The organism is Sphingomonas sp. ASV193 (assembly GCF_040203355.1).
In the GTDB taxonomy this organism is placed as follows: domain Bacteria; phylum Pseudomonadota; class Alphaproteobacteria; order Sphingomonadales; family Sphingomonadaceae; genus Sphingomicrobium.
Genome location: NZ_JBEHBW010000001.1, coordinates 1 through 26,154 on the forward strand (window position 1 = coordinate 1; position 26,154 = coordinate 26,154).

31 protein-coding genes and 1 pseudogene are annotated in these 26,154 nt (G+C 69.3%); 15 read left to right on the plus strand and 17 right to left on the minus strand.

Annotation, left to right across the window (positions count from 1 at the left end; genetic code table 11):
- The 3 genes and pseudogenes from ABDK56_RS00005 to ABDK56_RS00015 all read left to right on the plus strand — a co-directional run.
- Positions 1-659: pseudogene (locus ABDK56_RS00005) on the plus strand (hypothetical protein); the annotation flags it as partial.
- On the plus strand, positions 656-1,195 hold the full coding sequence (locus ABDK56_RS00010) for a TadE/TadG family type IV pilus assembly protein (RefSeq protein WP_349806007.1): 540 nt from the start codon (positions 656-658) through the stop codon (positions 1,193-1,195). The pseudogene ABDK56_RS00005 and the gene ABDK56_RS00010, both read left to right, overlap by 4 nt.
- The gene (locus tag ABDK56_RS00015; protein WP_349806008.1) at positions 1,192-1,626 is read left to right on the plus strand and encodes a TadE/TadG family type IV pilus assembly protein; all 435 of its coding nucleotides are present in this window, start codon (positions 1,192-1,194) and stop codon (positions 1,624-1,626) included. The genes ABDK56_RS00010 and ABDK56_RS00015 overlap by 4 nt, the downstream gene beginning before the upstream one ends.
- Positions 1,627-1,629: 3 nt before the next feature.
- Here ABDK56_RS00015 and ABDK56_RS00020 read toward each other — a convergent pair whose 3' ends face one another.
- Positions 1,630-2,403 (minus strand): enoyl-CoA hydratase-related protein, encoded by a 774-nt coding sequence (locus tag ABDK56_RS00020; RefSeq protein ID WP_349806009.1) that lies wholly within the window; start codon positions 2,401-2,403, stop codon positions 1,630-1,632.
- A gap of 105 nt (positions 2,404-2,508) precedes the next feature.
- Here ABDK56_RS00020 and fsa point away from each other — a divergent pair, with 105 nt between their 5' ends.
- From fsa to ABDK56_RS00035, 3 genes are read left to right on the plus strand one after another with little or no spacing between them, the layout of a single operon-like run.
- Positions 2,509-3,162, plus strand: a complete 654-nt coding sequence (gene fsa, locus ABDK56_RS00025) for a fructose-6-phosphate aldolase (protein ID WP_349806010.1) — start codon at positions 2,509-2,511, stop codon at positions 3,160-3,162.
- Between the two features lie 48 nt (positions 3,163-3,210).
- Positions 3,211-3,780 (plus strand): DUF484 family protein, encoded by a 570-nt coding sequence (locus ABDK56_RS00030; protein WP_349806011.1) that lies wholly within the window; start codon positions 3,211-3,213, stop codon positions 3,778-3,780.
- A complete protein-coding gene (locus ABDK56_RS00035) occupies positions 3,777-4,700 on the plus strand; it encodes a tyrosine recombinase XerC (RefSeq protein WP_349806787.1) in 924 nt (307 codons plus the stop codon). The genes ABDK56_RS00030 and ABDK56_RS00035 overlap by 4 nt, the downstream gene beginning before the upstream one ends.
- 15 nt (positions 4,701-4,715) lie before the next feature.
- Here ABDK56_RS00035 and ABDK56_RS00040 read toward each other — a convergent pair whose 3' ends face one another.
- The 7 genes from ABDK56_RS00040 to rsmI all read right to left on the minus strand — a co-directional run bounded on the left by ABDK56_RS00040 (position 4,716) and on the right by rsmI (position 8,286).
- Positions 4,716-4,928, minus strand: coding sequence for a hypothetical protein (locus ABDK56_RS00040; RefSeq protein WP_349806012.1), 213 nt, complete (start codon positions 4,926-4,928; stop codon positions 4,716-4,718).
- Between the two features lie 12 nt (positions 4,929-4,940).
- Positions 4,941-5,114 carry a hypothetical protein gene (locus tag ABDK56_RS00045; protein WP_349806013.1) on the minus strand — a complete coding sequence of 58 codons (174 nt, stop codon included), beginning with the start codon at positions 5,112-5,114 and terminating at the stop codon, positions 4,941-4,943.
- A complete protein-coding gene (locus ABDK56_RS00050) occupies positions 5,062-5,460 on the minus strand; it encodes a hypothetical protein (RefSeq protein ID WP_349806014.1) in 399 nt (132 codons plus the stop codon). The genes ABDK56_RS00045 and ABDK56_RS00050 overlap by 53 nt, the downstream gene beginning before the upstream one ends.
- Complete coding sequence (locus tag ABDK56_RS00055; protein ID WP_349806015.1) at positions 5,457-5,909, minus strand: hypothetical protein; 453 nt, start codon at positions 5,907-5,909, stop codon at positions 5,457-5,459. The genes ABDK56_RS00050 and ABDK56_RS00055 overlap by 4 nt, the downstream gene beginning before the upstream one ends.
- A gap of 169 nt (positions 5,910-6,078) precedes the next feature.
- Positions 6,079-7,047 (minus strand): glutathione synthase, encoded by a 969-nt coding sequence (gene gshB / locus ABDK56_RS00060; RefSeq protein ID WP_349806016.1) that lies wholly within the window; start codon positions 7,045-7,047, stop codon positions 6,079-6,081.
- A 49-nt stretch (positions 7,048-7,096) separates the two neighbouring features.
- Positions 7,097-7,450 (minus strand): YraN family protein, encoded by a 354-nt coding sequence (locus ABDK56_RS00065; RefSeq protein ID WP_349806017.1) that lies wholly within the window; start codon positions 7,448-7,450, stop codon positions 7,097-7,099.
- A complete protein-coding gene (rsmI, locus tag ABDK56_RS00070) occupies positions 7,447-8,286 on the minus strand; it encodes a 16S rRNA (cytidine(1402)-2'-O)-methyltransferase (protein ID WP_349806019.1) in 840 nt (279 codons plus the stop codon). Before rsmI ends, ABDK56_RS00065 begins: the two co-directional genes overlap by 4 nt.
- Before the next feature lie 59 nt (positions 8,287-8,345).
- Between rsmI and ABDK56_RS00075 the strand changes: the two genes are divergently transcribed.
- Complete coding sequence (locus ABDK56_RS00075; protein ID WP_349806020.1) at positions 8,346-9,452, plus strand: penicillin-binding protein activator; 1,107 nt, start codon at positions 8,346-8,348, stop codon at positions 9,450-9,452.
- A gap of 12 nt (positions 9,453-9,464) precedes the next feature.
- Here the strand turns inward: ABDK56_RS00075 and hemW are convergent, their stop codons facing one another.
- The 3 genes from hemW to rph are packed head-to-tail and all read right to left on the minus strand — an operon-like array spanning position 9,465 to position 11,889.
- Positions 9,465-10,583: a radical SAM family heme chaperone HemW gene (gene hemW, locus ABDK56_RS00080; RefSeq protein ID WP_349806021.1), complete on the minus strand. Its 1,119-nt coding sequence runs from the start codon at positions 10,581-10,583 to the stop codon at positions 9,465-9,467.
- Positions 10,568-11,176 carry an RdgB/HAM1 family non-canonical purine NTP pyrophosphatase gene (gene rdgB / locus ABDK56_RS00085; protein WP_349806022.1) on the minus strand — a complete coding sequence of 203 codons (609 nt, stop codon included), beginning with the start codon at positions 11,174-11,176 and terminating at the stop codon, positions 10,568-10,570. Before rdgB ends, hemW begins: the two co-directional genes overlap by 16 nt.
- The gene (rph, locus tag ABDK56_RS00090) at positions 11,173-11,889 is read right to left on the minus strand and encodes a ribonuclease PH (protein WP_349806023.1); all 717 of its coding nucleotides are present in this window, start codon (positions 11,887-11,889) and stop codon (positions 11,173-11,175) included. Before rph ends, rdgB begins: the two co-directional genes overlap by 4 nt.
- Before the next feature lie 75 nt (positions 11,890-11,964).
- Between rph and hrcA the strand changes: the two genes are divergently transcribed.
- Both hrcA and ABDK56_RS00100 read left to right on the plus strand, forming a co-directional pair.
- Positions 11,965-12,996, plus strand: a complete 1,032-nt coding sequence (gene hrcA, locus ABDK56_RS00095) for a heat-inducible transcriptional repressor HrcA (RefSeq protein WP_349806024.1) — start codon at positions 11,965-11,967, stop codon at positions 12,994-12,996.
- Positions 12,993-13,529: a nucleotide exchange factor GrpE gene (locus tag ABDK56_RS00100; RefSeq protein ID WP_349806025.1), complete on the plus strand. Its 537-nt coding sequence runs from the start codon at positions 12,993-12,995 to the stop codon at positions 13,527-13,529. Before hrcA ends, ABDK56_RS00100 begins: the two co-directional genes overlap by 4 nt.
- Here the strand turns inward: ABDK56_RS00100 and ABDK56_RS00105 are convergent.
- Positions 13,526-13,975, minus strand: coding sequence for a vgr related protein (locus ABDK56_RS00105; RefSeq protein WP_349806026.1), 450 nt, complete (start codon positions 13,973-13,975; stop codon positions 13,526-13,528). The genes ABDK56_RS00100 and ABDK56_RS00105 overlap by 4 nt on opposite strands.
- A 93-nt stretch (positions 13,976-14,068) precedes the next feature.
- On the opposite strand from ABDK56_RS00105, the gene ABDK56_RS00110 reads away from it, so the two are divergent.
- From ABDK56_RS00110 to mltG, 3 genes are all read left to right on the plus strand, one after another.
- Complete coding sequence (locus ABDK56_RS00110) at positions 14,069-14,305, plus strand: acyl carrier protein (protein ID WP_349806027.1); 237 nt, start codon at positions 14,069-14,071, stop codon at positions 14,303-14,305.
- A 110-nt stretch (positions 14,306-14,415) separates the two neighbouring features.
- Entirely contained in the window at positions 14,416-15,675 is a 1,260-nt protein-coding gene (gene fabF, locus ABDK56_RS00115; RefSeq protein WP_349806028.1) for a beta-ketoacyl-ACP synthase II, read from the plus strand.
- Positions 15,676-15,684: 9 nt separating this feature from the next.
- Positions 15,685-16,644 carry an endolytic transglycosylase MltG gene (mltG, locus tag ABDK56_RS00120; RefSeq protein WP_349806029.1) on the plus strand — a complete coding sequence of 320 codons (960 nt, stop codon included), beginning with the start codon at positions 15,685-15,687 and terminating at the stop codon, positions 16,642-16,644.
- A 297-nt stretch (positions 16,645-16,941) separates the two neighbouring features.
- Here the strand turns inward: mltG and ABDK56_RS00125 are convergent, their stop codons facing one another.
- From ABDK56_RS00125 to rimO, 5 genes are all read right to left on the minus strand, one after another.
- Entirely contained in the window at positions 16,942-17,346 is a 405-nt protein-coding gene (locus tag ABDK56_RS00125; RefSeq protein WP_349806030.1) for a MarR family transcriptional regulator, read from the minus strand.
- A 120-nt stretch (positions 17,347-17,466) separates the two neighbouring features.
- Complete coding sequence (locus ABDK56_RS00130; RefSeq protein WP_349806031.1) at positions 17,467-18,861, minus strand: leucyl aminopeptidase family protein; 1,395 nt, start codon at positions 18,859-18,861, stop codon at positions 17,467-17,469.
- Positions 18,858-20,255: a serine hydrolase domain-containing protein gene (locus ABDK56_RS00135; RefSeq protein WP_349806033.1), complete on the minus strand. Its 1,398-nt coding sequence runs from the start codon at positions 20,253-20,255 to the stop codon at positions 18,858-18,860. The genes ABDK56_RS00130 and ABDK56_RS00135 overlap by 4 nt, the downstream gene beginning before the upstream one ends.
- 43 nt (positions 20,256-20,298) lie before the next feature.
- A complete protein-coding gene (locus ABDK56_RS00140) occupies positions 20,299-20,733 on the minus strand; it encodes a CHRD domain-containing protein (RefSeq protein ID WP_349806034.1) in 435 nt (144 codons plus the stop codon).
- 62 nt (positions 20,734-20,795) lie between these two features.
- Positions 20,796-22,151, minus strand: coding sequence for a 30S ribosomal protein S12 methylthiotransferase RimO (rimO, locus tag ABDK56_RS00145; RefSeq protein WP_349806035.1), 1,356 nt, complete (start codon positions 22,149-22,151; stop codon positions 20,796-20,798).
- Positions 22,152-22,258: 107 nt separating this feature from the next.
- Between rimO and ABDK56_RS00150 the strand changes: the two genes are divergently transcribed.
- The 3 genes from ABDK56_RS00150 to ABDK56_RS00160 are packed head-to-tail and all read left to right on the plus strand — an operon-like array spanning position 22,259 to position 26,148.
- The gene (locus ABDK56_RS00150) at positions 22,259-23,569 is read left to right on the plus strand and encodes a UDP-glucose dehydrogenase family protein (protein ID WP_349806036.1); all 1,311 of its coding nucleotides are present in this window, start codon (positions 22,259-22,261) and stop codon (positions 23,567-23,569) included.
- A gap of 46 nt (positions 23,570-23,615) precedes the next feature.
- Positions 23,616-24,863 (plus strand): nucleotide sugar dehydrogenase, encoded by a 1,248-nt coding sequence (locus ABDK56_RS00155; RefSeq protein WP_349806037.1) that lies wholly within the window; start codon positions 23,616-23,618, stop codon positions 24,861-24,863.
- 7 nt (positions 24,864-24,870) lie between these two features.
- Positions 24,871-26,148: a sugar transferase gene (locus tag ABDK56_RS00160; RefSeq protein ID WP_349806788.1), complete on the plus strand. Its 1,278-nt coding sequence runs from the start codon at positions 24,871-24,873 to the stop codon at positions 26,146-26,148.
- Positions 26,149-26,154: the final 6 nt, after the last annotated feature.

The following is a 26,154-nucleotide window of genomic DNA, read 5'->3' on the forward strand; positions in this document are numbered from 1 at the left end:
ACGTGACCGCCTACTATCCATATTCGACCGCGATCCAGGATCCCTACGCGGGGGTCGACGTCGATCCCAGCGACATGAAGTGCGCGACCGGGAGCGCGGCGACGCTTGACGACAGCACGAGCGCGGCGACGCTGGCCAACTACAATTGTTTCTCGTCGCTGCTGGTCAATTCGAACAAGACGCTGACCATTCCCGACAGCTACAACGGGCCGATCTACATCAACGGCGGCAGCGCGACGTTCCGCGGCAATTTTACCTGCAAGTCGTGCACTATCGTGCTGACCAACTCGGACACGTCGTCGACCGCGACGATCGGCAACGTCAAGGCGAACGCGAACGCCAACGTCAACATCACCGCGCCGACCTCGGGACCGTACCAGGGGCTCGCCTTCTACCAGGACCGGCGCGCGAGCGACTGCAACAACTGCAACCTGATCAACGGCAACTCCAACTCGCTGATCACCGGGGCGATGTATTTCCCGAATCAGGAACTGCAGTACAATGGCACCGGCAACACCAACTCGGTCTGCTCCAAGTTCGTCGCCAAGCGGATCACCTTCACCGGCAACAGTGGCAACAACCAGTTCGCGGGGCTGAAGGACTGCACCAACTATTGGTCCGACGGCGGGACGCTGACGATCGTGAGGCTGGTCGCATGACCCGCAAGCTGCTCAACATCCTCCGGCGCGACGCGCGCGGCGCGGCGGTTCTCGAACTCGCGCTGATCGCGCCGGTCGTCGCCATCACCGTCGCCGGGATCGTCGACATTTCGAGCGCCTACAGCCGCAAGCTGGCGCTCGAACAGGGGGTGCAACGCGCGATCGAAAAGATCATGCAGACCACCGAGGACACGACGGTCGAGGGAACGCTTGCGAGCGAGGCGGTGTGCCAGGTCAACGGCACCAATGCGGACGGGACCTGCAAGACAAGCCCGATCACCACCGCCAACATCACCATCACCTACCGGATGGAATGCACCAATTCGGGTACCGGCGCGGTGACCAGCAACACGACCACCGACGCCGACACCTATAACGACTGGGAAGGTTGCAGCGCGGGCTACGTCACGTCGCGCTACATTTCGGTCACCGCGACCGACCAGTACACGCCGATGTTCCCGATCCACTTCTCCAACTACAATTCGAGCGACGGGACCTACCATCTCTCGGCGACCGCAGGGATGAGGACGGCATGAGGAAGCTCGCCAAGCGGATGCGCCTCGCCGGCAACGATCGCGGGGCGGCGGCGATCGAGATTGCCTTCGCGCTGCCGATCTTCATCATGATGATCTGGGCGTTCGTCCAGCTCGCGCAGATGTTCCGCGCGCTGGCGGGGATGCAGCAGGCGCTCGGCCAGGGTGCGCGCTATGCAACGCTGTGCACCAACCCGACCACCACCGGCTGCGTCCCGCCGAGTGCGACCAACATCAAGTCGACCATGGACAGCGCGGTGTACGGGGTGGGTCCGGGCACCTTCACCTCGAGCGTATCGGCGCTCGGCAACGGCGGCACCGGCGGCTATTACGACCTCACCGTCACCTATTCGCAGCCGACCAGCCTGCTGATCGTGCCCGGCCCGACGGTCAACGTCACCAAGTCGAAGCGGGTGTGGACCGCCGGGACCTAAGCATCAGGCGGGCGGCTTGGCGCGCGCCGCGAAAAAGGCGGCGATCGCGTTCTTGACCTCTTCAGACTGAAGTCGCTCGGCGAAATGACCGTTTTCCCGGTTCATCCGCTCGACGATTTCGTCGCGATTGACGGCGCGCAGCAGCCGCTGGGTCTGGCGCATCGCCTCGGGCGGCTTGTCGAGCATCGCGGCGACCAGCCGGTCAAGCGCCGCGGCGAGCGCGCCCTTGCCGACGAGGTGGCTCGCGACCCCGATCCGCAGCGCTTCCTCGGCTCCGAACGGTTCGCCCAGCAGCAGGTGCCGCGCAGCGGCGCGGCGCCCGGCGAGGCGCGGCAGGATCAGCGAGCTCGCCGCTTCGGGCACCAGCCCCAGGTCGACGAACGGCATCACGAAGCGGCTGCCTTCCTCGGCCAGCACGAGGTCGCAGTGGAGCAGCAGCGTCGTGCCGATGCCGACCGCGTTGCCATGGACCGCGGCGACGATCGGCACTTCGTTGAGCGCGAGCGCGCGGAGCAGACGCCAAACGGGTATGTCTTCGCCCGACCCCGGCCGCGGCATGGCGCGGAGGAAATCGGCGAGGTCGTTGCCGGCGGTGAAATCGACTCCCTCGCCCTCGATCGTGACCAGCCGGACCGCCGGATCGCTCGCCGCGCCCTCGATCGCGTCGGCCATCGCGGCGTACATGGCGACGGTGATCGCATTGCGCGCCGCTGGCCGGGCGAGGGTGATCGCCAGCTGCGCGCCGTTATGACGCCGTTCGACCCGCACTTCGCTCATTCGCGCCTCGTCTTCCCCGGCCCTTTTTTGTCGCTGGGCGGGTGACCATCTAGCGGCCACGCGCTAGGAGGCGCAAACATTCCGCAACCCGTAGGGGCCGATCCGATGAAATTCTTCGCCGACACCGCCGTCATCGACGAGATCAAGGAGCTGGCCGAAACCGGCCTGCTCGACGGGGTCACCACCAACCCGACGCTGATCCACAAGTCCGGCGGCGATTTCGTCGAGACGGTGACCGAGATCACCAAGATCGTGCAGGGGCCGGTGTCGGCCGAGGTTGTCGCGCTCGACCATGACGGGATGATGCGCGAGGCCGAGGTGCTTCGGAAGATCGCCGACCATGTCGCGATCAAGGTGCCGCTGACCCCCGACGGGCTGAAGACCTGCCGCAAGCTTCGCGGCGACGGGACGATGGTCAACGTCACGCTGTGCTTCTCGGCCAACCAGGCGCTGCTCGCGGCCAAGGCGGGCGCGACCTTCATCTCGCCGTTTGTCGGGCGACTCGACGACGTCGGGCAGAACGGGATGGACCTGATCAGCGATATCCGCCTGATCTACGACAATTACGACTATGACACGCAGATCCTCGCCGCCTCGATCCGCAGTCCTGTGCACATGCTCGAGGCTGCCAAGATCGGCGCCGACGTCGCCACTGCGCCGACCAAGATCCTCATGCAGATGTTCAACCATCCGCTGACCGACAACGGCATCGCCTCCTTCCTCAAGGATTGGCAGGCGACCGGCCAGAAAATCGTCTGACGCCACGCGGCGACGGCTTGTTAACCGTGGCGCGCTAGGCTGCGCGTCATGGGTGGGGTCATCGATTTCCAGGATCGCGCGGTCGCGTCGCTTCGCGCCCGGCTCGGCGCCGCCGAGAGCGTCAACGAGGACCTGCTGGCCTTCGCGCGCGGGCACAGCGGGGCGGTCGCCTCGATCCACGCCGCGGTGCTCGAGGCGATGCGCGCCGACTCGATCGATTCGCTGCTCACCGTCGTCACGCGTAGCTGGCCGCGCCTGCTCGGCGTCGACCAGGTCGCGCTCGCGCTCGTCGTCGGTCACCAGGGGTTCCGCGCCGACCGCCAGGGGATCGGCTTCGTCGCGCCGCAACTGGTCGACAAGGCATCGGCGTTCCTCGGCGAGGTCGAGGCACGATCGGTGGGACGCGGTCATGCCCTGTTCGGCCAGGAGGCGCGGCGGATCCGCGCCGAGGCGGTCGTCCGCGTCGATTGCGGTCCTGGGCTTCCCCGTGGCCTGCTGCTGCTCGGCCAGCACGAGGATCATGCGATCGACGCGCGTCACGCCGCCTCGCTGTTGCTGTTCCTCGGCCGCTCGCTTGGCGCTATCGTCACCCGGTGGCTGACCGCGACCGACGACTGACCGACCCCGACGCGCCGCACCCGGCGCGCGACGTCGCCACCCGCTGGGGCAAGCATCTCGCATTCGACCGGCGCCGGTCGGCGCACACGGTGCGCGCCTATGTCGCGACCGCGCATCGCTTCATCGCCTTTCTCGGCGAGCATCGCGGCGAGGAGATCGGCCGGTTCGCGCTGCTCGGCCTCCAGGCGGCCGACCTTCGCGCCTTCCTCGCGCGGCGGCGCGCCGAGGGGCTCGGCGCGGCCTCGGCGAGCCGCGAAATGTCGGCGGTGCGCGGCTTCCTGACCTTCGCCGCTGAGGATTCGGGCAATATGCCGCAGCTGCCGCGCACCCGTGCCCCGAAACGCCCGCGAACCCTGCCGCGCCCGGCCAGCCCGGCCGACGCGGTCGCGCTCGCCGAAGAGGCGGGGGAGGGAGCGGCTGAGCCGTGGATCGGTGCGCGCGACCTCGCGGTGTTGCTGCTACTCTACGGGTCGGGGCTGCGCGTGTCCGAAGCGCTCGGCCTCAAGGCGAGCATCCTCCCGCTCGGGCAGGCGATCCGCGTGCTCGGCAAGCGCGGCAAGACCCGGATCGTCCCGGTGCTCCCGGCGGTGCGCGAGGCGATCGCCGCCTATGTCGCCGGCTGTCCCTGGCCGCTGGCGGGGGAAGGGCCGCTATTCGTCGGCGCCAAGGGCGGGCCGCTGAGCGCCGACGTGGTTCGGCGCGCGGTGCGCGCGGCGCGGGCGCGGCTGGGGCTGGCGGACAGCCTCACCCCCCACGCGCTTCGCCACAGTTTCGCGACCCATTTGCTCGCGCGCGGCGCCGACCTGCGCTCGCTGCAGGAACTGCTTGGCCATGCCAGCCTGAGCTCGACGCAAATCTATACCGAGGTCGACGCGGCGCGGCTGCTCGACGTCTATCGCCACGCGCATCCGCGCGCCTGACGCGCCGTCGTCCGATTACTTGTCCTGCACCGCCATCTGCAGCAGTTCCATCTCGCGCCTCATCCGCGCGATCTCCATCTCGTAGATTCGCGAACAGTCGATCCGCTTCGGGCGCGGCCCGAGCGGAAGGGTGAGCCGCGCATAGCCGGTCGCCTGCTGCCCGTCGCGCGCCTGCGGAAAAAAGCTGTCCGACTGGCGGCTGCTCCCCGAGGCGGCGGTCCCGGTCACGCCGACGTCGACCTAGGCGCCGTTCGAATTCATCGACTGGCGGCAGCGAACCCCGCTCTCGGTCTCGATCGTGTCCTCGCCGCCCGGGCCGGTTGGCGGGGAGGGCAGGTAGAGGCTCTGCGCCAGCCCGGCGTCAGCCGCGAGCAGCGAGGCGGCGAGCAGTAAGGGTCGAGCAAACCCGCGCATAGACGGTCTCCTCTGGCTTGGGGTCGCGCCCGGCGCAGACCCGGAAGGAATAGGTTTCGCCCGGCTTGAGGTCGCGGACGATCACCAGCAGCCGGCGGCGCCCGCCCCCGCCGACGAGACTGTCGGACGGAAAGACGACCACGCGCGACTGGGCGGTCTCGTCCCCGGCGCTGACCGCGCGGGCGCGGAAGCGCTCGGCCGTCGGGTAGGGGTTGGTCAGCGTGAGGTAAAAGGCCTTGCCGCTGCCGTCGGTGATCCCGCTCATCTTCAGCGGTCCGAGGCCGACCGCCATCGCCGCTCCCGGTACGAGGCAGGCGGAGGCGGTCAGCCACAGCGCCCGCGTCACGAGCAGGTCGCCACGGTGCGGAGCGTATAGGTGCCCGCGGCGAAGCCTGCGCTGTCGGTGATCCGGCCGTGGACGGTGAAGGTGTCGAGCAGCCGGTTCTCGGCATAGCTCGACTGGGCCGAGGTATAAGCCTGGTTGGCGCCGCCGGTGGAGGTGTATTTCACCTCGAGCGTCGGCGTCCCGCTCCATCCCGAAGGGCTGGCGGCGAGGTCGGGCGCGGCGAAGGTGACGGTTGGGTTCGACCCGACTGCGGTCATGGTCAGCGTCGCGGCGGTCCCGCCGGCGCTTTCCGATGAGAGGACGGTGCCGCTAGGCGCGACCGCGAGCGTCCCGCCCGCACTCAGCGTCAAGGTGCAGCTCGAGGTCAGGGTGCCCGACAAGGTGACGTTGGTCCCGGCAACGGCGGGTGTAGCCGACAACAGCGCGGCGCAGATGAAAATAGTCCTCATATGCCATCCCCCCCGATGGTCCGCCGCCGGTGTGTGGGCTCACCGGCGGCGGACGAGTGGAAGCCCGCAGGCCAGAAGGCGACCAAGCGACAATTCCGGTAAAGATACCGATAAAGAACCAATTCGGATGGTTATTGCTCGAAGAAAAGCGCCGAATACCGGGATTCGTCTAGTCCCTTCCGGATCCATCTATGTGGATAACCCGCCGTTCGACCGCGTTCCAGAACAGCGCCGGGATGTCGCTGCCGTTGAACGCGTCGATCGCGACGATCCCGGTCGGCGAGGTGACGTTGATCTCGGTGAGGTGCCCGCCGATCACGTCGATCCCGACGAACAGCAGTCCGCGCGCCTTGAGCTCAGGGCCGAGCGCGTCGCAGATCTCGCGGTCGCGCGCGCTGAGCGCGGTCGCCTCGGCGCTTCCCCCCGCGGCGAGGTTGGAGCGGAACTCGCCCTTGCCAGGGCGGCGGTTGATCGCCCCGGCGACCTCGCCGTCGACGAGCACGATCCGCTTGTCGCCGTCGGCGACCGCAGGGAGAAAGGCCTGGACGATGAACGGCTCGCGCATCGTGGCCGAGAAGAGGTCGACCAGCGCGTTGAGGTTGGCGCCATCGCGGCCGACCTTGAACACGCCTTCGCCCGCCTTGCCGTGGAGCGGCTTGACCACGACCTCGCCGTGCGCGGCGTGGAAGGCGCGGATCTGCGCGGGATCGCGGCTAATCAGCGTCGGCGGCATGAACCGCGCGAAATCGAGCACGAACAGCTTCTCGGGCGCGTCGCGTACGCTGCGCGGATCGTTGACAACCAGCGTCTCGCGCGCCGCGCGCTCGAGCAAATAGGTGGCGGTGATGTAACCGATGTCGAACGGCGGATCCTGCCGCATCAGCACGACGTCGGTGTCGCGGCCGAGGTCGATCCGCACCGGCTCGCCGGCGGTGAAGTGGTTGCCCTCCTCGCGCCGCACCTCGACTTGTCGGGCGAGCGCGGTGACCCGGCCGTCCTCATAGGCGAGGTCGCTGGCAAGATAGTGGAACAGCCGGTGCCCGCGCGCCTGCGCGCCGAGCATCAGCGCGAAGGTCGAATCGCCCGCGATGGCGATCGTTTCGAGCGGGTCCATCTGGACGGCGACAGTCAGGATCATGGGTGCAGCGCTAGGTCAGCGCGCCGCGCTTGTCACCCCAGACCAGGCTTCACCCCATCCAGATGTTCGCGAGGTGGCGCGGCAACCGGCCCGGGACGAAGTAGATCGCGTCGATCCGGACGTCGTCGCCGGGGCGGGCGAAGCGCGGCGCGAGCTCGTCCGCCGCCGCAGCGACCCGGCGCAACCGATAGGCGTCGAGCGCGATGGCCGCCGCCTCGTCGCTGGCGCGTTGCTTGACCTCGATAAAGGCGAGCGTCCGCCCGCGCCGAGCGACGAGGTCGATTTCGCCCCGCCGGGCGCGAACGCGCCGGCCGAGGATCGACCAGCCTTTCAATCGCAACCACCAGGCGGCGAGCGTCTCGGCGCGGCGACCGCGCCGCTCGGCCTCGGCGCGGCGGTTCAACGCCCCGCCAGCTCGAGCGCGCGGGCATAGGCGCGCTTGCGCGGGACCGCGAGCGCTGCGGCGACGGTCGCGGCGGCGCGCGAGGCGGATTCGCTGGCGAGCGCGGTACGAAGCGCCGAATCGAGCTCCTCGTCGCTCGCCTCGGCGGCATCGGCCGGCGGGCCGACGACGACGACGATCTCGCCCTTCGGGCCGGCCTTGGCATAGCGAGCGGCGAGCTCGACGAGCGGGCCGGTCACCGTCTCCTCGTGAAGCTTGCTGATCTCGCGCACCACCGCCGCGTCGCGCGCGCCGAGCGCGTCGCGCAGCGCTTCTAGCGTGTCGCCGAGCCGCGGGCCGCTTTCGTAGAAGACCAGCGTCGCGCGGACCGCCCCCACCTCGGCGATCGCCTCGGCGCGGGCCTTGGCCTTGGGGGGCAGGAAGCCGGCGAATAGGAAGCGGTCGGTCGGCAGCCCGGCGAGCGTCAGCGCGGCGATCGCCGCCGACGGGCCGGGGAGGGTGTGGACCGCGATCCCCGCCTCCCGCGCGGCGCGGACGAGCTTGTAGCCGGGGTCCGAAATCAACGGCGTCCCCGCGTCGCTGACCAGTGCCACCGCCTCGCGCCCCAGCCGCTCGACGATCCGCGCGCGGTCGGCGGCATCGCTATGGTCGTTATAGGCGGTCATCGGCTTCGACGCACCGAGGTGGCGAAGCAGCTTGGCGCTGACCCTTTTGTCCTCGGCCAGCACATGGTCGCAGCCGCGCAGCACCTCGGCGGCGCGGAGCGTGATGTCGCCGAGATTGCCGATCGGCGTCGCGACGATATAGAGACCGGGGGTCAGGGTGGTGTTCTCCATGGGGCAGGACTGAATTGATGACACCAAAGTTCACCGATCGGCAAGCGCGGCGCCGCGCGATGGTTTCCCTGCTGGCGGTCGCGCTCGCCGCCTGCGCGGGCGGGGGCGGGCCCGGCGGGGGGATCGAGGGCGGCGGCAGCGCGGGGCCGATCGTCGGCCCGGTCGCCGAGCCGCAGCGCCACCTGGTCGCGGTCATCGTTCCGCTGAGCGGACCCGAGGCGGGGGTCGGCAGCTCGATCGCCAATGCGGCCAGCCTCGCGCTTGCCGATACCGGCGCCGCCAACGTCCGCCTGTCGCGCTACGACAGCGCCGGGGCGGGCGGTGCGGCGGCGGCGGCGGCGGCGGCGGTGCGCGACGGCGCCGGGCTGATCCTCGGCCCGTTGCTCGCCGCCGACGTCCGCGCGGTCGCGCCGATCGCGCGCGGGGCGGGGGTACCGGTGATCTCCTATTCGAACGACAGCGGAGTGGCCGGGAACGGCGTCTATGTCATGGGCTTCACCCCCGCCCAGTCGATCGCACGGGTGGTCGCCTACACCCGCGGGACCGGGGCGGGCCGCTACGCCGCGCTGGCGCCGAGCGGTCTTTACGGCGAGCGCGCGTCGCAGGCGCTGCTCGACGCGGCGCGCCAGTCGGGCGGACGGGTGACGACGATCGAGACCTACCAGCGCACGCCCGCCTCGGTGAAGGCGGCGGCGGGGCGGATCCGTGCGAAGGGCGGGGCGGACGCGGTGCTGGTCGCCGATTCGGCGCGGCTCGCGGCTCTCGCCGCGCCGGCACTCGGGCGCGCGCAAATCCTCGGCACCGAATTGTGGGCCGCCGATCCGACGCTCGGGCGGACGCCGGGGCTCAAGGGCGCCTTGTTCGCGGCGGCGCCGAACCTGCGCTTCGCCCAGCTCGCGGCGAAATATCGCGCGCGCTATCGCGCCGCGCCGAGCCGGCTCGCCAGCCTCGGCTATGATTCGGTGCTGCTGGTCGCGCGCGCCGCGCCGCAATGGCGGATCGGGACACCGTTCTCGGCGAGGTCGCTGGTCGCGCGCGACGGCTTCGCGGGGGTCGACGGCAGCTTCCGCTTCACGCGCGGGGGTACTGCCGAGCGGCTGCTCGAGGTGCGGCAGGTGACCGCCACCGGGACGCAGGTCGTGTCCCCGGCGGGCAGCGGCTTCTAGGCGTATTGCCGCCTAAGCGGCGATTTCGGCGAGGATCGAATCGAGCAGCAGCCGACCGGCCTCGGTCGTGCCGATCCGCTCGTCGGTCCGCCACAGCAGGCCGTGCGCGACCAGCCGCTCGACCGCCGCCTCGTCGACCAGCGCCCGTCCGTTCCGGACCGGCGCGATGCCCTCGGCGAGGCGGAGGCCCATCACCAGCGCCTCGTGCGCCGCTTCGTCGGGCGACAGCGCTCCTTCCTCGACCAGCCCGTGGCCGTTGCGGGCGATCGCCGACAGGAAATTCTCGGGCTTCCTGTGGCGCACGGTGCGCTGGCCGAGCCGCCGCCCGTGCGCGCCGGGGCCGATCCCGGCATAGTCGCCGTAGCGCCAGTAAGTGAGGTTGTGGCGGCTCTCGGCGCCGGGCCGTGCGTGGTTCGAGATTTCATAGGCGGGCAGGCCCGCCTCGGCGGTGCGTGCCTGGGTGATTTCAAACAACGCCGCCGCTCGCTCGGCATCGAGCGGGGCGAAGCGCCGCGCGGCGACGTCGGTGGCGAAGCGGGTGCCGGGCTCGATCGTGAGCTCGTAAAGCGAGAGATGCTCGGTGCCGAGCCCGAGCGCGCGGTCGAGGTCGCGCCGCCATCCCGCCTCGTCGTCGCCGGGAAGCGCGTAGATGAGGTCGAAGCTGACCCGCGCCACCGCGGCCTGCGCGGCGGCGAGCGCGGCCAGGCCTTCGTCGGCGCTGTGGGCGCGGCCGAGGAAGGCGAGTTTGGCGTCATCGAAGCTCTGCAGGCCGAGGCTGATGCGGTTAACCCCAGCGGCGGCGAGGTCGGCGAAGCGCGCGGCCTCGGCGCTGTTGGGATTGGCCTCGAGCGTGACCTCGAGGTCGTCGGCGGGGGTCCAGGCGGCGCGCGCGGCCTCGATCACCGCCTGAACGGTGCGCGGGTCCATCAGCGAGGGGGTGCCGCCGCCGAAAAAGATGCTGGTCAGCCGCCGCCCGGGAAGCAGCGCGACCTCGTGCGCGAGGTCGGCCAGCAACGCGTCACGCCACGCCGCCTGGTCGATCGATTCGCGGACGTGGCTGTTGAAGTCGCAATAGGGGCATTTGCTGACGCAGAACGGCCAGTGGACGTAGAGCGCTAGGCTTTCAGCCACGCCAGCAGCTTCGCGAAGGCGTCGGCGCGGTGGCTGATCGCGTGCTTCTGCGCCGGGTCGATCTCGGCGAAGGTGCGGTCCATGCCGGTCGCGACGAACATCGGGTCGTAGCCGAATCCCTTCTCGCCGCGCGGCGGCCAGACGAGACTGCCGAACACCTTGCCCTCGAAGCTCTCGACATGACCGTCGGGCCAGGCGAGCGAAAGCGCGCAGACGAAATGCGCGTCGTGGCCGGCATCGGGGCCCGCCGCCTCGACCTCGCGCCAGACGCGCTGCATCGCCCGACCGAAGTCGCGATTCCCCTCCGCGTCCTCGGCGTAGCGGGCGGAATGAATCCCCGGCGCGCCGTGGAGCGCGTCGACGCTGATGCCGCTGTCGTCGGCGAGCGCGGGCAGCCCCGACAGGTCGGCCGAGGCGCGCGCCTTCAATTCGGCATTGTCGATAAAGGTGACCCCGGTCTCCTCGGGCTCGGGCAGGTCGAGCGCGGCCGCGCCGACGCATTCGATGTCGAACGGGGCGAGCAGGTCGCGAATCTCGCGCAGCTTGCCCGCATTGTGCGTGGCGATGACGAGTTTCGGCCCGATCGGCCTCACCGGTCAGTCGCCTTCAACTGCGCGGCGAAGATCTCGGTGCAGCCGATCCGCGCGAGGCGGAGCAGGCGCAGCAGGCTTTCCTCGTCGAAGGTGGCGCCTTCGGCGGTCAGCTGCGCCTCGACGATGTTGCCGTCGCCGGTCAGCACGAAATTGCCGTCGCTGCCAGCGGTCGAATCCTCGTCATAGTCGAGGTCGAGCACCGGGGTGCCGTCGTGGATACCGCAGCTCACCGCCGCCACTTGGGTGGTGATCGGGTCGGCGGTGAGCGCGCCCGAGGCGATCAGCTTGTCGACCGCGATGCGCAGCGCGACCCACGCGCCGCTGATCGAGGCGGTGCGGGTGCCGCCATCGGCCTGGATCACGTCGCAGTCGACCGTGATCTGCCGCTCGCCGAGCTTCTTCAGGTCGACCACCGCACGTAGCGAGCGCCCGATCAGCCGCTGGATTTCCTGGGTCCGGCCCGACTGCTTGCCCTTGGCCGCCTCGCGGTTGCCGCGGGTGTGGGTGGCGCGCGGGAGCATGCCATATTCGGCCGTGACCCAGCCCTGGCCTTTGCCGCGAAGGAAGGGCGGAACCCGCTCTTCGACGCTGGCGGTGACGAGCACGCGGGTATCGCCGAAGCTGACGAGGCACGAGCCCTCGGCGTGGCGGGTGAAGCCGGGCTCGAAGGCGAGGGCGCGCATCTGGTCGGGCGCGCGGCCGGAAGGACGCATGAAGGACTCCTTGTGGTTTGCCCGCGCCTTAGAGCAGCGTTGAGGAACGCGCCAGCGCGTCCTACATCGCCCGCCATGACCGAACCGATCGGCGATCTTTCCAACCGCATGCGCGACGTCTTCCGGCTGGTGGTCGAGTCCTATCTCGATCGCGGCGTGCCGGTCGGCTCGAAGGCGATCGCCGGGCAGGTCAGCCTGTCGCCCGCCTCGGTGCGCGGGGTGATGCAAAGCCTCGAGGAACGCGGGCTGCTCGCGCACCCGCACACCAGCGCGGGGCGGGTGCCGACCGAGGTCGGGCTGCGCCTGTTCGTCGACGGGATCATGCAGGCGAGCGTGCCCGGCCCGAGCGAGCGCGCGGTGATCGAGGCGGGGCTCGGCGCCGGGCCGGTCGAGCAGGCGCTCGCCGCGGCCTCGGCGACGCTGTCGGGCCTGAGCGCCTGTGCCGGGGTGGTCGTGACCCCCAAGGTCGAAATGCGGTTGAAGCAGCTCAGCTTCATGCCGCTCGATTCGGGCCGGGCGCTGGCGGTGCTGGTCGGGACCGAAGGCAATGTCGAGAATCGCGTGGTGCCGATCCCGCCGGGAACGAGCGCGGCGCAGCTGGCTGAGGTCGGCAATTATGTCACCGCGCGGCTCGCCGGGCTGACGCTGGCCGAGGCGGTGGGTCGGCTTCGGGCCGAGCAGAGCCGGCGGCGCGAGGCGATCGACGCGGCGGCGGCCGAGCTGGTCGCGGCGGGGCTGGCGGCATGGAGCGAGGATCTCGACCAGCGCCCGCTGCTCATCGTCAAGGGCGCGTCGAACCTGATCGACGCCAGCGCCGCCGCCGATCTCGAACGAGTCCGGCGGCTGATGGAGGAGCTCGAGGACGCGCACGAGATCGTGCGGCTGCTCGAGGGCGCGCGCGAGGGCGAAGGCGTGCGCATCTTCATCGGCAGCGAAAACCGGATGTTCGCGTTGTCGGGATCGAGCGTCATCGCCGCGCCCTATCGCGGCAGCGACGGACAGGTGGTGGGCGTGGTCGGGGTGATCGGCCCGACGCGGTTGAACTATGCCCGGGTGATTCCCATGGTGGATTTCACGGCCCAGGCGCTAACGAGACGGATGCAATGATCGACGAGACCAACATGACCGACGAACCCGAAGACATCGCCACCGAGGCTGACGTTCCCGAACCCGCCGACGAGCGGCTGGAGTCGCTCGAAAAGCAGCTCGAGGAAGCCAATGGCAAGGCGCTCTATGCGGCGGCCGAGCTGCAGAACGCGCGGCGGCGGATGGACAAGGAGCTGGCCGACACCCGCGCCTTCGCCACCACCGGCTTCGCGCGGGACATGCTGAGCGTGAAGGATCACCTCGAACGCGCGGTCGGCCATGTCCCGGCGGGCGCGCGCGAGGGCGAGATGAAAGGCTTCATCGAGGGAATCGAGGCGACGCTCCGCGAGCTCGACTCGGTGTTGACCCGCAACGGGGTCGAGCGGATCGCGGCCAAGGGCCTGCCGCTAGACCCGCACAAGCACCAGGCGATGATCGAGATCGCGACCGACGGCGCCGAGCCCGGCACCATCGTCGAGGAAATGCAGGCCGGCTACGAAATGAAGGGCCGGCTTCTGCGCCCCGCGCTGGTTGGAGTCGCCAAGGCGGGCTAGGCGAAACGGACGAGGTCGTCGGGCGGGACCTGGGCGACCCGCGCGCCGCGCTTCGCGAGAAAGGCGTGGCGGACGATCTCGGCCTGCTGCTCGAGCCCGTAGCGGTCGAACGGGCGTCCGGGCTCGAGCCGATAGTCGTAGCGGCAAAAGGGGTGGCGCATCAGCGGCAGGTAGAAACGCCCCCGAGTCTGGGTTTGCCAGACATGGGTCATCTCGTGGATGAACAGCCCCTGCAGCCCCAGCCCTTCGCGGCTGAAATCGTCCGACCAGTTGGGGCTGTCGGGGTGGAAGTGGATGTTGCCGGTCGGCGCCATGGTGACGTCCCTCGGCTGCAACGGCCACCATTTGCGATGGACGACGCACACCCGAGGATAGTCGATCGCGTCGCCGAACATCGATCGGGCGAGCGCGACCTCGCCGTCGGTCAGGGGCCGGGCACCGTTCATCGAGGGGTCGAGGTAGGCGCTTCAACGGCGCTTGCCCAGTGCCGCGACGAACGCTAGGGCATCGCAAAATTAAAACGGGAAGGAAGTTTTGGCATGAGCGACACCGCCGATCGGGTTAAGAAGATCGTCGTCGAGCATCTCGGCGTCGAGCCGGAAAAGGTCACCGAGGAAGCCAGCTTCATCGACGACCTGGGCGCCGACAGCCTCGACATCGTCGAGCTGGTCATGGCGTTCGAGGAAGAGTTCGGGGTCGAGATTCCCGACGATGCGGCCGAGAAGATCACGACCGTCAAGGACGCGATCAGCTACATCGACGAACATAAGGGCTAAGCGGGACGTCTTTCCTGCCGCCCGCCCGCTAGAGGCGGCACGAACGGCTTCCTGCTTCGCGCGGGAGGCCGTTCGCGTTTGCGGCGATGGTCATTGTCAGGGGTGAACGAATGCGGCGAGTTGTGGTGACGGGGCTTGGTCTGGTGACGCCGCTGGGCGCGGACGTCGAGACGACATGGGCGAACATCCTGGCGTCGAAATCGGGCGCGGGACCGATCACCCATTTCGACGCGTCGGACCAGAAGTGCCGGATCGCCTGCGAGGTGAAGCCCGCCGATCACCCCTACGGCTTCGATCCGAACAAGCGGGTCGATCACAAAGTGCAGCGCCAGGTCGACCCATTCATCGTCTACGGGATCGACGCAGCGGGCCAGGCGCTCGAGGACGCGGGCCTGACCGAGATGGACGAGGCGACCAGGCTTCGCACCGGCGTGTCGATCGGCAGCGGCATCGGCGGGCTTCCGGGGATCGAGAGCGAGAGCCTGCTGCTCGCCGAAAAGGGGCCGGGGCGCGTGTCGCCGCACTTCGTCCACGGGCGGCTGATCAACCTCATCTCGGGGCAGGTGTCGATAAAGTACGGGCTGAAGGGACCTAACCACGCGGTCGTCACCGCCTGCTCGACCGGCGCCCATTCGATCGGCGACGCGGCGCGGATGATCCGCGACGACGATGCCGACATCATGCTGGCGGGCGGCGCCGAGGCGACCATCTGCCCGATCGGGATCGCCGGCTTCGCGCAGGCGCGCGCGCTCAACATGAGCTTCAACGACCGGCCCGAGGAGGCCAGCCGCCCCTACGACAAGGATCGCGACGGGTTCGTCATGGGCGAGGGCGCGGGCGTGGTGGTGCTCGAGGAATATGAGCATGCCAAGGCGCGCGGGGCGAAAATCTACGCCGAGGTGGTCGGCTACGGCCTGTCGGGCGACGCCTATCATGTCACCGCGCCCGACCCCGAGATGGACGGCGCCTTCCGCTCGATGAGCGCGGCGCTGAAAAAGGCGGGGATGACACCGGCCGACATCGATTACATCAATGCGCATGGCACCTCGACGATGGCCGACACGATCGAGCTGGGCGCGGTCAAGCGGCTGTTCGGCGATGCGATCGGCAACGTGTCGATGAGCTCGACCAAGTCGGCGATCGGTCACCTGCTCGGCGGCGCCGGCGCGGTCGAGAGCATTTTCTGCATCCTCGCCATCCGCGACCAGATCGTCCCGCCGACGCTCAACCTCGACAATCCCGACGAGGGGACCGACGGGGTTGACCTCGTCCCGAAGGTGGCGCGCAAGCGCAAGGTCCGCGCCGCGCTCAACAACAGCTTCGGGTTCGGCGGGACCAACGCCAGCCTGGTGATGAAGGCGCTCGACTAGGCCGCCGCGATGCGCCGCGCGCTCCTCGTCGTCGCCGCGGTCGGCGTGCTGCTGCTGGCGGGCGGCTGGTGGGCGTTATGGGCCGGGGGCGGCGCGCCGACCCGCCAGACGGTGGTCGTCGAGCAGGGCGCGACCCTTCGCAGCCTTTGCCCGGGTCTCGCGAAGAAGCAGCTGATCCCGGGAAGCTGCGGCAGCTATCGCGCGATGGCGCGGCTGTTCGGGTCGAAGGACGGGATCCAGGCGGGCGAGTTCGAAGTGCCCGCGCATACCGGCGGCGCGGCGCTGCTCGACCTGCTCCAGCACGGGCAGCCGGTCCAGCGGCTGATCACCATCCCCGAGGGGCTGCCGTCGATCCTCGTCCAGGAAAAGCTGGCTGCGCTGCCGTTCGCGACCGGCCCCGCGCCGCTTCCGGCCGAGGGCTCGGTGCTTCCCGACAGCTACACCTACGAGCGCGGCGAGGCGCGCGCGGCGATCCTCGCGCGGATGGTCAAGGCGATGGCGGCCCTGCGCGAGAAATTGTGGAAGGCGAAGAAGGGCGATTGCGTCGCCAGCCAGGCCGACGCGATCATCCTCGCGTCGATCGTCGAAAAGGAGACGGCCAAGCCCGCCGAGCGCCCGCTGGTGGCCGGCGTCTATTGCAACCGGCTGAAGATCGGCATGAAGCTCGATGCCGACCCGACCTTCATCTACCCGATCACCCGCGGCAAGCCGCTCGGGCGTCGCCCGCTCGCGTCCGAAGTGCACGCGAAGAACGACTATAATACCTACGAAAAGGCGGGGCTGCCGGTCGGGCCGATCGCCAACCCGGGCAAGGCCAGCATCGCCGCGGTGCTCAACCCGGCGCCGACGAAGGCGCTCTATTTCGTCGCCGACGGGACCGGCGGCCACGTCTTCGCCGATACGCTCGAACAGCAAAATGCCAATGTCGCGAAGTGGTTCGCAATCCGCCGCCAGCGCGGCGAGATGTAGGCCTAGGGCGCGATCGCGCTTGCGACGATATAGCCGACGCGACCATCTGGGCCGTAGCCCCAGCCCCAGCCGCGCGAGCAATCGAGCAGCCTGATTTCGTCACCCTTACCAAGCCCCGCGATTGCCGCTCCTCCGGGTCGGTCGAGCAAGACAGCGTCTTCGCGCAAATGACGGACCAAAGGCTCGGCGTAATGCGACGCGATCACGCGCCCGGTCAGCGCGACGTCGGCAAGGTCGGGCCTGTAGGCGTGGGTCGAGGGATCGGGCAGGCTTGATCGCCCGACCAGCGCGAACCACTCACCGGTGCGCGAAGGCGGGTTGCCGATCGCTGACGCGCTGCTGGCCGATGGCTGGCCGCTCGGCGCCTTTCCCCCGCTCGGCGCCGTCGCTCCCGGCGAGGTAGTGCTGGAACCCTTCAAGAAATTTCGCCCCGTCGCTGGTGCGGACGACGAACACGTTGCGCCGATCGTCCTGGTCACGTTCGCGGCGGAGATAGCCGAGAGCGCCGAGCGTATTCAAGGCGCGCGTGACCACGGGTTTCGATACGCCTAGTGTCGCCGCCAAGCCGCGCACGGTGTGCGGACCGGGGGTCTCGTAAACAAGCATCAGCAGGGCCATCTGCCGGTTGGTCAGGTCGGGTTCGCCGGAGCGGACATAACGGATCAATGCCCGCATCCAGGCGGTCAGGCTGGTGTTGCTCATGGGAGCCAGAACCTCTCGTCGCGTTTTGCGTATAAAACCCCTTGATCGGGGCTTCGGTTGCAGCGCGCGGAGGAATTTCGTCGAAAATATCAGGCGTTTAGGCGGACCGTTGCGAATCCGTTACCGGGGGAACCGGGCCTCCAAAGCGCGGAAAACCGCGCGTAACCCCAGCGCTTCGCCCCCCTTGGGCCGGCCCGGCTTCGCGCTCGGTCGCCACGCGAAGGTGTCGAAATGCGCCCACGGCGCAGTGGGCGGGACGAAGCGTTTCAGGAACAGCGCCGCGGTCACCGATCCAGCGAACCCGCTGTCCGACGAATTGGCCATGTCGGCGATGTCGGATTTCAGCATGTCGGCATAGCCGTCCCACAAGGGCATCCGCCACAACGGGTCGTGGACGGTTCGCGAGGCCTGCTCGAGATCGCCCGCGAGCGCATCGTCGTTGGCGAACATGGCGGGCAGGTCGGGGCCGAGCGCGACCCGCGCCGCGCCGGTCAGCGTGGCGAAGTCGACGATGAGGTCAGGCTGGCCTTCGCCAGCCTTGTCGAGCGCGTCGGCGAGCACCAGCCGCCCTTCTGCGTCGGTATTGTCGATCTCGACCGTCAGCCCCTTGCGGCTGCCGATCACATCGCCGGGGCGGAAGGCGGTGGCCGACACGCTGTTCTCGACCGCCGCGATCAGCAGGTGGAGCCGTACCGGCAGCTTCGCCCCGATGACCAGCCGGGCAAGCGCGAGCGCATGCGCCGCCCCGCCCATGTCCTTTTTCATCAGCCGCATCCCCGACGCGGGCTTGAGGTCGAGCCCGCCGGTATCGAAGCACACGCCCTTGCCGACGATCGCCAGCCGCGGATCCTCGTCGCGGCCCCAGTGAAGCTCGATCAGCCGCGGCGCGCGCGCGGGTTCGGCGCCCTTGCCCACCGCGTGAATCAGCGGATAGTCACAGGCGAGCAGCTCGCCGTCGACGACCTCGACCTTCGCCGCCATCTCGGTCGCGACCGCGCGGACCGCCGCCTCGAGCTCGGCTGGCCCCATGTCGGCGGCGGGGGTATCGACGAGGTCGCGGACCAGCGCGGTCGCCTCGGCCTCGCGCACCGCCGCGTCGATCGCGCCGGCGTCGCGCGTAAGCAAGACGCGCGGCCCCGCGTCGGGCTTCGGCTCGCTGCGATAGCGATCGAACCGGTGCTGCGCGAGCAGCCAGCCGAGCGCGGCGATCCCGGGCTCGCCTTCGGCCAGCCGGTAGGTCGCGGCCGGCAGCACCTCGCCGAGCCGGGCGAGGCACCAAGGGGTCAGCACCGCCGCGTCGGCGACCGCCAGAACGACGTCGAACGCCTCGCCCCGCGCCGGGAGCAGCACGTAGGCATTCGCGCTTTTCCCGTCGAACCGCGCCGCCGCAAGCAGCGCGCGCACCTCGGGCGTCTGCCGCTTGAGCCAATCGTCGAATCCGTGCTTGTCGACGAGGTGGATGGTCCGCGCGTCCTCGCCGCGGTCGGGCTTCAGCAGGGCGGTAAACTCGGTCATTCGCCCGGGGTTACCAGGAATTGCTCGATCCGCCCGTTCGGCCCCGGCTCGGTGAAGGTCGACAGGTTGAGCGTCCGGCCCGGATATTTGACCGTGTAGCCCTGGATGACGAAGCCGCCGCGGAGGCTCGACGGGCCGGCGGGCTCGATCGCCTGTTCGGGTCCGAGCGGCCCGAGGCTCGCGCCGAAATCGGCGACCCGCTGGGCCGTGAAATAATAGCTGGCGTTGGGGGTCAGGAGCTTTCGGTCGATCCGCCCGGCGCGAAGCTGGTCGTAGGCGGCGCGCACCTTCGCCGCCGCCGCAACGTCGGCGCCGGCGGGGGCCGCCGCGGGGGGGAGCAACAGGTCGGCGATGCCCCGCGCGATCGCGCGATAGGCGCTGCCCGACCAGCTGTTGGTCAGCACCACCACCGCAATCCTGTCGTCGGGATAGACGGTGTTGGTCGACAGGAAGCCGACCGCCTCGCCGCCATGGGTGACGACCCGGTGTCCGCCACGGTCGCCAAGGGTGACACCCAATCCGTAACCGGTGTCCTTGCCGCTGGTCAGCCTGACCGGCGTTTCCTGGATCGCCCAGTCGCGCGCGGGGACCAGCGCACGGTCCATCCGGGCGATGTCCCATTTGGCGAGGTCGGCGGCGGTCATCGACAGTTCGCCCGCGGCATAGAGCCAGCCGCGCGCCGCCGGCGGCTCGATCCGCAGCGGCCCGAGCGCGGCGCGGCCATAGCCGACCGGGTAGCGCGGGCCGATCGCGAGGTCCTGGTCGACCACGCTGGTCATGCCGAGCGGCCTGAAGATTCGCGCCTTGAGGAAGTCGAGCAGCGTCATTCCCGCCACCTTCTCGACGATCATCCCGGCAACGACATAGCCGGTGTTCGAATATTGCCACTGGGTGCCCGGGGCATAGTCGAGCGGCTTCTTCGCCCACTTGTCGACGATGCCTTGCGGGGTCACCGGTCGGCTCATGTCGGCGAAGCTGTAATCCTGCGGCCAGTAATCCTGCAGCCCCGAAGTGTGGCTGAGCAGTTCGCGGATGGTGATCTTGTCGCCGTCGGTGATGCCGGGAAGGAATTTCGAAACGCTGTCGTCTAGGCTGAGCTTGCCCTCGTCGGCGAGCAGCAGGACCGCCATCGCGGTGAACTGCTTGCTGTTCGACGCGATCTGGTAGGGAAGGTCGGGGGTCGCCGCGAGCTTCGGTGAGGCCTGCCCATAGGCCTTCGCCATCACGATCTTGCCGCCGCGAACCACCGCGATCGATGCCGACGGCGTCTGGTCGGCGGCGAGCGCCCTGGCGACGATTGCGTCGATCCGGGCCTGTTCGGCGGGGGTGAGCGCCTGCGCGAGGGCGGGCGAAGCGGCGAGGAGCGCGATCAGCGCGGCGGCGGTCTTAAGCATGGGCATGACCCTAGGCGGCAGACCGTCGCCGCGCCAACAGCTTTTAACCGCGCAGCTGTCCGCGGATCGCGCCGTTGGGGAAGGCGGCGCTGTGGACGTTCACGTAGAATCGGCCCGGCGTGCGTACGAGGTCGCGCGCCAGCGCCCGGTCGATCCGCGCGCAGCCCGAGAAGCGGTTCGCGCCGGTGCGGGTCAGGGTCACGACCGGCGGGCCGGCGACGCCCATCGCGCCGCTGTGGATGTGCGCCATCGTCGCGCGGGGCAGGCCCGAGAAGCTGACGTTGTAACAGGCGCGGTCCCGGCCCGGGTTGACCTTCACCGTCGCATAGCCGCGCGCGGCGATGTTGTTGGGCGGCGTTTCCATCCCGGCGCGGAGGTTCGCGCTGAGGTTCCGGCCGCCCCACGGCTGGGCGATCGCGGCGGCGGGGAGCGCGGCGAACGCGCCGGCGGCGAGCAGTAGCTTGGGGGTGATACGCATGGCGGGTCTCCTCTCGGTTGGTCCGAAGGGAGAATGAGCGAGCGGGGCGGGCGTTCCTCGGTTCAGCCCGCGACCGGCACGCCGAACAGGTCGTGCTCGTCCGATCCCTCGATGCGCACGCGCGCGAAATCGCCCGGCGCGAGATGGCCCGCGTCGCGCAGGTGAACCTCGCCGTCGATCTCCGGCGCATCGGCCTTGCTCCGTCCCGACGCGCCGCCGTCTTCGCCGACCGCGTCGATCAGCACGTCGATCTCGCTGCCGACCCTGGCCGCGAGCTTGGCCGCGCTGATCCGCGCGGTCAGTTCCATGACGCGGGCGTAGCGCTCTTCCTTGACCGCCTCGGGCACCGGGTCGGGCAGCGCGTTGGCGGCGGCCCCCTCGACCGGCTCGAAGCGGAACGCGCCAACCCGGTCTAGCTGCGCTTCCTCGAGCCAGTCGAGCAGGTAGCGGAAATCCTCGTCGGTCTCGCCGGGGAAGCCGACGACGAAGCTCGAGCGGATCGCGATGTCGGGCACCTCGGCGCGCCACGCCTTTAGCCGTTCGAGCACCTTCGCCTCGTTCGCCGGGCGGCGCATCGCCTTCAGCACCTTGCGGCTGGCGTGCTGGAACGGGATGTCGAGATAGGGCAGCACCAGCCCCTCGGCCATCAGCGGGATGACGCTGTCGACGTGGGGGTAGGGGTAGACATAGTGAAGCCGGACCCAGACCTGCTCGCCCGCCGGCGTCTTCAGGCGACCGAGCTCGCGCGCGAGGTCGGTCATGTGCGCGCGAACCTCGCCGCCCTGCTTGAGCGGCCACGACGCATGCTTGAGGTCAAGCCCGTAGGCGCTGGTGTCCTGGCTGATCACCAGCAGCTCCTTGGTCCCCGCCGCGACCAGCTTCTCGGCCTCGCGCAGGATCGCGTCGGGGCGGCGGCTGGCAAGGTCGCCGCGAATGCTCGGAATGATGCAGAAGGCGCAGCGGTGGTTGCAGCCCTCGGAAATCTTCAGATAGCTGTAGTGGCGCGGGGTGAGCTTCAGGCCCGCCTCGGGAACGAGGTCGAGATAGGCGTTGGGGACCGGCGGGGCGGCCTCGTGGACCGCTTCGACGACCGCCTCATATTGCTGCGGGCCGGTGATCGCGAGCACCTGCGGGAAGCGGGCGCGGATCACTTCTGCCTCGTTGCCCATGCAGCCGGTGACGACGACGCGGCCGTTCTCGGCGATCGCCTCGCCGATCGCCTCGAGGCTTTCCTCCTTGGCGCTGTCGAGAAAGCCGCAGGTGTTGACCAGCACGACGTCGGCACCGGCATAGTCGGGCGACAGGTCGTAGCCGTCGGCGCGAAGCTTGGTCAGGATCCGTTCGGAGTCGACCAGCGCCTTGGGGCAGCCGAGCGAGACCATGCCGACGCGGGGCGGGGAGGGAAGGGTCGTAGCCATGGGAAGCGGCTGGCCTATACCGATTTTCGCCGCGAAAGCGAGGGGCTGGCGTTGCCCGGTCGTGCTGGCTAAAGCGCGCCGACCCCGGCAAGGATAGAGGAACAGGCATGCGCATCGCGATGATCGGCACCGGCTATGTCGGGCTCGTGTCGGGCGCCTGCTTCGCCGACTTCGGCCACCAGGTGACCTGCGTCGACAAGGACCCGGCCAAGATCGCCGGGCTCCACGACGGGGTGATGCCGATCTGGGAGCCGGGGCTCGAAGCGTTGGTCGCCGGCAACGTCGCCAAGGGGCGGCTCCATTTCACCACCGACCTCGCCGAAGGAATCGCGGGGGCGGAGGCGGTGTTCATCGCCGTCGGCACCCCGACGCGACGCGGCGACGGGCATGCCGACCTTACCTACGTCTTCGCCGCGGTCGAGGAGCTTGCAGCGGCGCTCGAAGGACCGGCGGTGGTAGTCACCAAGTCGACCGTCCCGGTCGGGACCGGCGACCGGATCGCGGCGCTGCTCAAGGAAAAGGGTGCGCCCGAAGGCTGGTCGGTCGCCTCGAACCCCGAATTCCTGCGCGAGGGCGCGGCGATCGCCGACTTCAAGCACCCCGACCGGATCCTCGTCGGCTGCGACGACGAGCGGGCGCGCGACTGCCTTTCCGAGATCTATCGCCCGCTGTTCCTCAATCGCGCGCCGATGCTGTTCACGTCGCGCCGGACGGCGGAGCTGACCAAATATGCCGCGAACGCCTTCCTGGCGATGAAGATCAGCTTCATCAACGAGATGGCCAACCTGTGCGAGGCGGTCGGCGCCGACGTCCAGGACCTCGCGCGCGGGATCGGACTCGACAACCGGATCGGTCCGAAGTTCCTCCACCCGGGCCCCGGCTATGGCGGGAGCTGCTTTCCCAAGGACACGCTCGCGCTGCTCCGCACCGCCGAGGAGGCGGGGGTCGAACAGCGGATCATCTCGACCGTTGTCGCGGTCAACGACGATCGCAAGGCGTCGATGGCCGGTCGCGTCGCGGCGGCGGTCGGCGGCGACCTGAAGGGCAAGCGGATCGGCGTGCTCGGGCTGACCTTCAAGCCGAACACCGACGACATGCGCGACAGCCCGGCGATCCCGCTGGTGCACGGGCTGGCCGACGCAGGCGCCGAGGTGGTCGCGTTCGATCCGGTCGGGCGCAAGCAGGCCGAGCCGCTGCTACCCGCGATCGCCTACGCCGACGAGGCCGACGCGGTGGCCGAAGGGGCCGACGCGCTGGTGATCGTGACCGAGTGGGACGAGTTTCGCGCGCTCGACCTCGCCGCGCTTGCGAAACGCATGCGCGGTAAGGCGTTGGTGGACTTGCGCAATATTTACGCGCCGGTAGAAGCCGAGCGGGTCGGGCTGACCTATTCGGGGATCGGTCGCGGCGCGGCCTGACGGCCAATGCGAAAGGGTGTATGCGTTGCTCGGAACTCGCATAGCCGTGATCGGGCTGGGTTATGTCGGGCTGCCGCTGGCAGTCGCGCTGGCCCGAAAGTTCGACGTGGTCGGCTTCGATATCGATCAGGGACGGGTGGAAGAGCTCAAAACCGGGCATGACCGGACCGGCGAGATCGACCGCGACCGGCTGGTCGCGGCGAGCCGGCTCGAGCTTACCGCCGACGCCGAGGCGGCCAAGGGTTGCGACCTCTACCTGATTACCGTGCCGACCCCGGTCGACGCGCGCAACCGCCCCGACCTCAAGCCGCTGCTCGGCGCGGCGCGCGCGGTCGGCGCGATGATCGACCCGGCGAAGCGCCCGACGGTGGTGGTCGAAAGCACCGTCTATCCCGGTTGCACCGAGGATGAGGTCGGGCCGGCGATCGAGGCGGCCGGCGGGCTGGTGCGCGGGCGCGACTTCCGGCTCGGTTACAGCCCCGAGCGGATCAACCCGGGCGACAAGGTCCACACGGTAGACAAGATCGTTAAGGTCATCGCCGGCGAGGACGACGAAGTCACCGCGCAACTCGCCGAGGTCTACGGCGTGGCGACCGAGGCGGGGACCTATGCGGCGGCCTCGATCCGTGCCGCCGAGGCCGCCAAGGCGATCGAGAACGCCCAGCGCGACATCAACATCGCCTTCATGAACGAGGTCGCGCAGATCGTCGGCAAGCTCGGCATCAGCATCTGGGACGTGCTCGACGCCGCCGGGACCAAGTGGAACTTCCTCAATTTCCAGCCTGGATTGGTCGGCGGCCACTGCATCGGCGTCGATCCCTATTATCTCGCGCACGCGGCCGAGGCGGTCGGGCACGAACCGCGAGTGGTGCTTGCCGGGCGCGGGATCAACGACGCCATGTCGGGCTGGATCGCCGATCGCCTGCACGAACGGCGCGGCGGCAAGGCCGGGCGCGTGCTGGTGCTGGGCCTGACCTTCAAGGAAGACGTCCCCGACCTTCGCAACAGCAAGGTCGGCGACCTCGCCAGGCGGCTGTCGTGGCTGGGGCACGAGGTCAGCGTCGCCGACCCGCTCGCCGATGCCACCGAGGCGAAGCACGAGTATGGGCTCGACCTGGTCCCCCTGGAGGGCCAGTATGATCTCGTGATCGGCGCCGTTCCGCACGAGGCTTATCGCGCGATGGCGCCCGCCGCCGTCGCCGCGCTGGTCTCGCCGGGCGGCACGCTGGCCGATCTGAAGGGGCTGTGGCGCGGGCAGGATTTCGGTCCGTCGCTCGATCGCTGGTCGCTCTGACGTGAACATGCAGCAGCACGCGTCGCTGACCCTGCCGCGCCGATCGATCCTGACCCGGCTCCGCTTTGCGCTGGCAGGCGCCTTGCTGCTGGTGCCGTTCATCCCGCTCGCGGTGCGCGTCTACCTGCTTCCCGAAACGGCGATGGCCAATACCATCACCGTGTCGATGTGGGCCAATATCACCGCGGTCTTCCTCGAGGCGTGGACCCGGCTGTCGATCCGCACCTATCCGGGGACGCGATCGAGCGCGACGATCCTGCCCTCGGTGTCGGCGGCGCACGCCACCGTGCTCGCGGCATTGCTGCTGCTGCGACTGCCCTACGACCGTCTCGCCGTGACGATGGGCTATGCGATCCACGTCGGCTGGTCGTTCCTCCTCTATTTCGTCAACCAGCGGCGGCTTCGCCAGCGGATCGCGGTGCTGCCGTTCGGGGAGGTCGACCTGCTGACCGGGATCGACAGCATCGACTGGCACGTAATGCGTTCACCGAGCTTGGCGGAGGCTGACGGCTGCGACGCGATGGTCGCCGATTTCGCGGCGCTACCCGACGAATGGGAAGCGCTGCTCGCCGACGCGGCGGTCGAGGGACGGCTCGTCTACCAGGTCAAGCAGCTCCACGAATCGCTGACCGGCCGGGTACAGGTCGACAAGCTGAGCGAGAACAGCTTCGGCAGCCTCATTCCGACCCGCAGCTATTCGGTGGCCAAGGGCATCGGCGACTGGATCTTCGCGGTGGCGCTGCTGCCGGTGGTGCTTCCGCTGATGGCGCTGGTCGCAATCGCGATCCGCCTCGACAGCCCGGGACCGGCGATCTTCCGGCAGCAGCGCGTCGGGCAGGGCGGCAAGCCGATCCGCATCTACAAGTTCCGCACGATGAGCGTGGTCGAGGAAGCGAGCGCCGAGCGCGGGATCGCGATGACCGCCGCCGACGATCCGCGGATCACCCGCGTCGGCCATTTCCTGCGCAAGTCGCGGATCGACGAGCTGCCGCAGATCCTCAACATCCTGCGCGGCGAAATGAGCTGGATCGGCCCGCGTCCCGAGGCGGCCGTGCTATCGGCGTGGTACGCGGGGGACGTGCCCTTCTACCGCTATCGCCACGTGGTGAAGCCCGGAATCTCGGGCTGGGCGCAGGTGAAGCAAGGCCACGTGGCCGAAGTCGACGAGATTTACGAAAAGCTCCAGTACGACTTCTTCTACATCAAATATTTTTCGCCGTGGCTCGACGTGCTGATCCTGTTCAAGACGCTGCGCACGGTGGTCAGCGGGTTCGGCGCCAAGTAGCGGCGC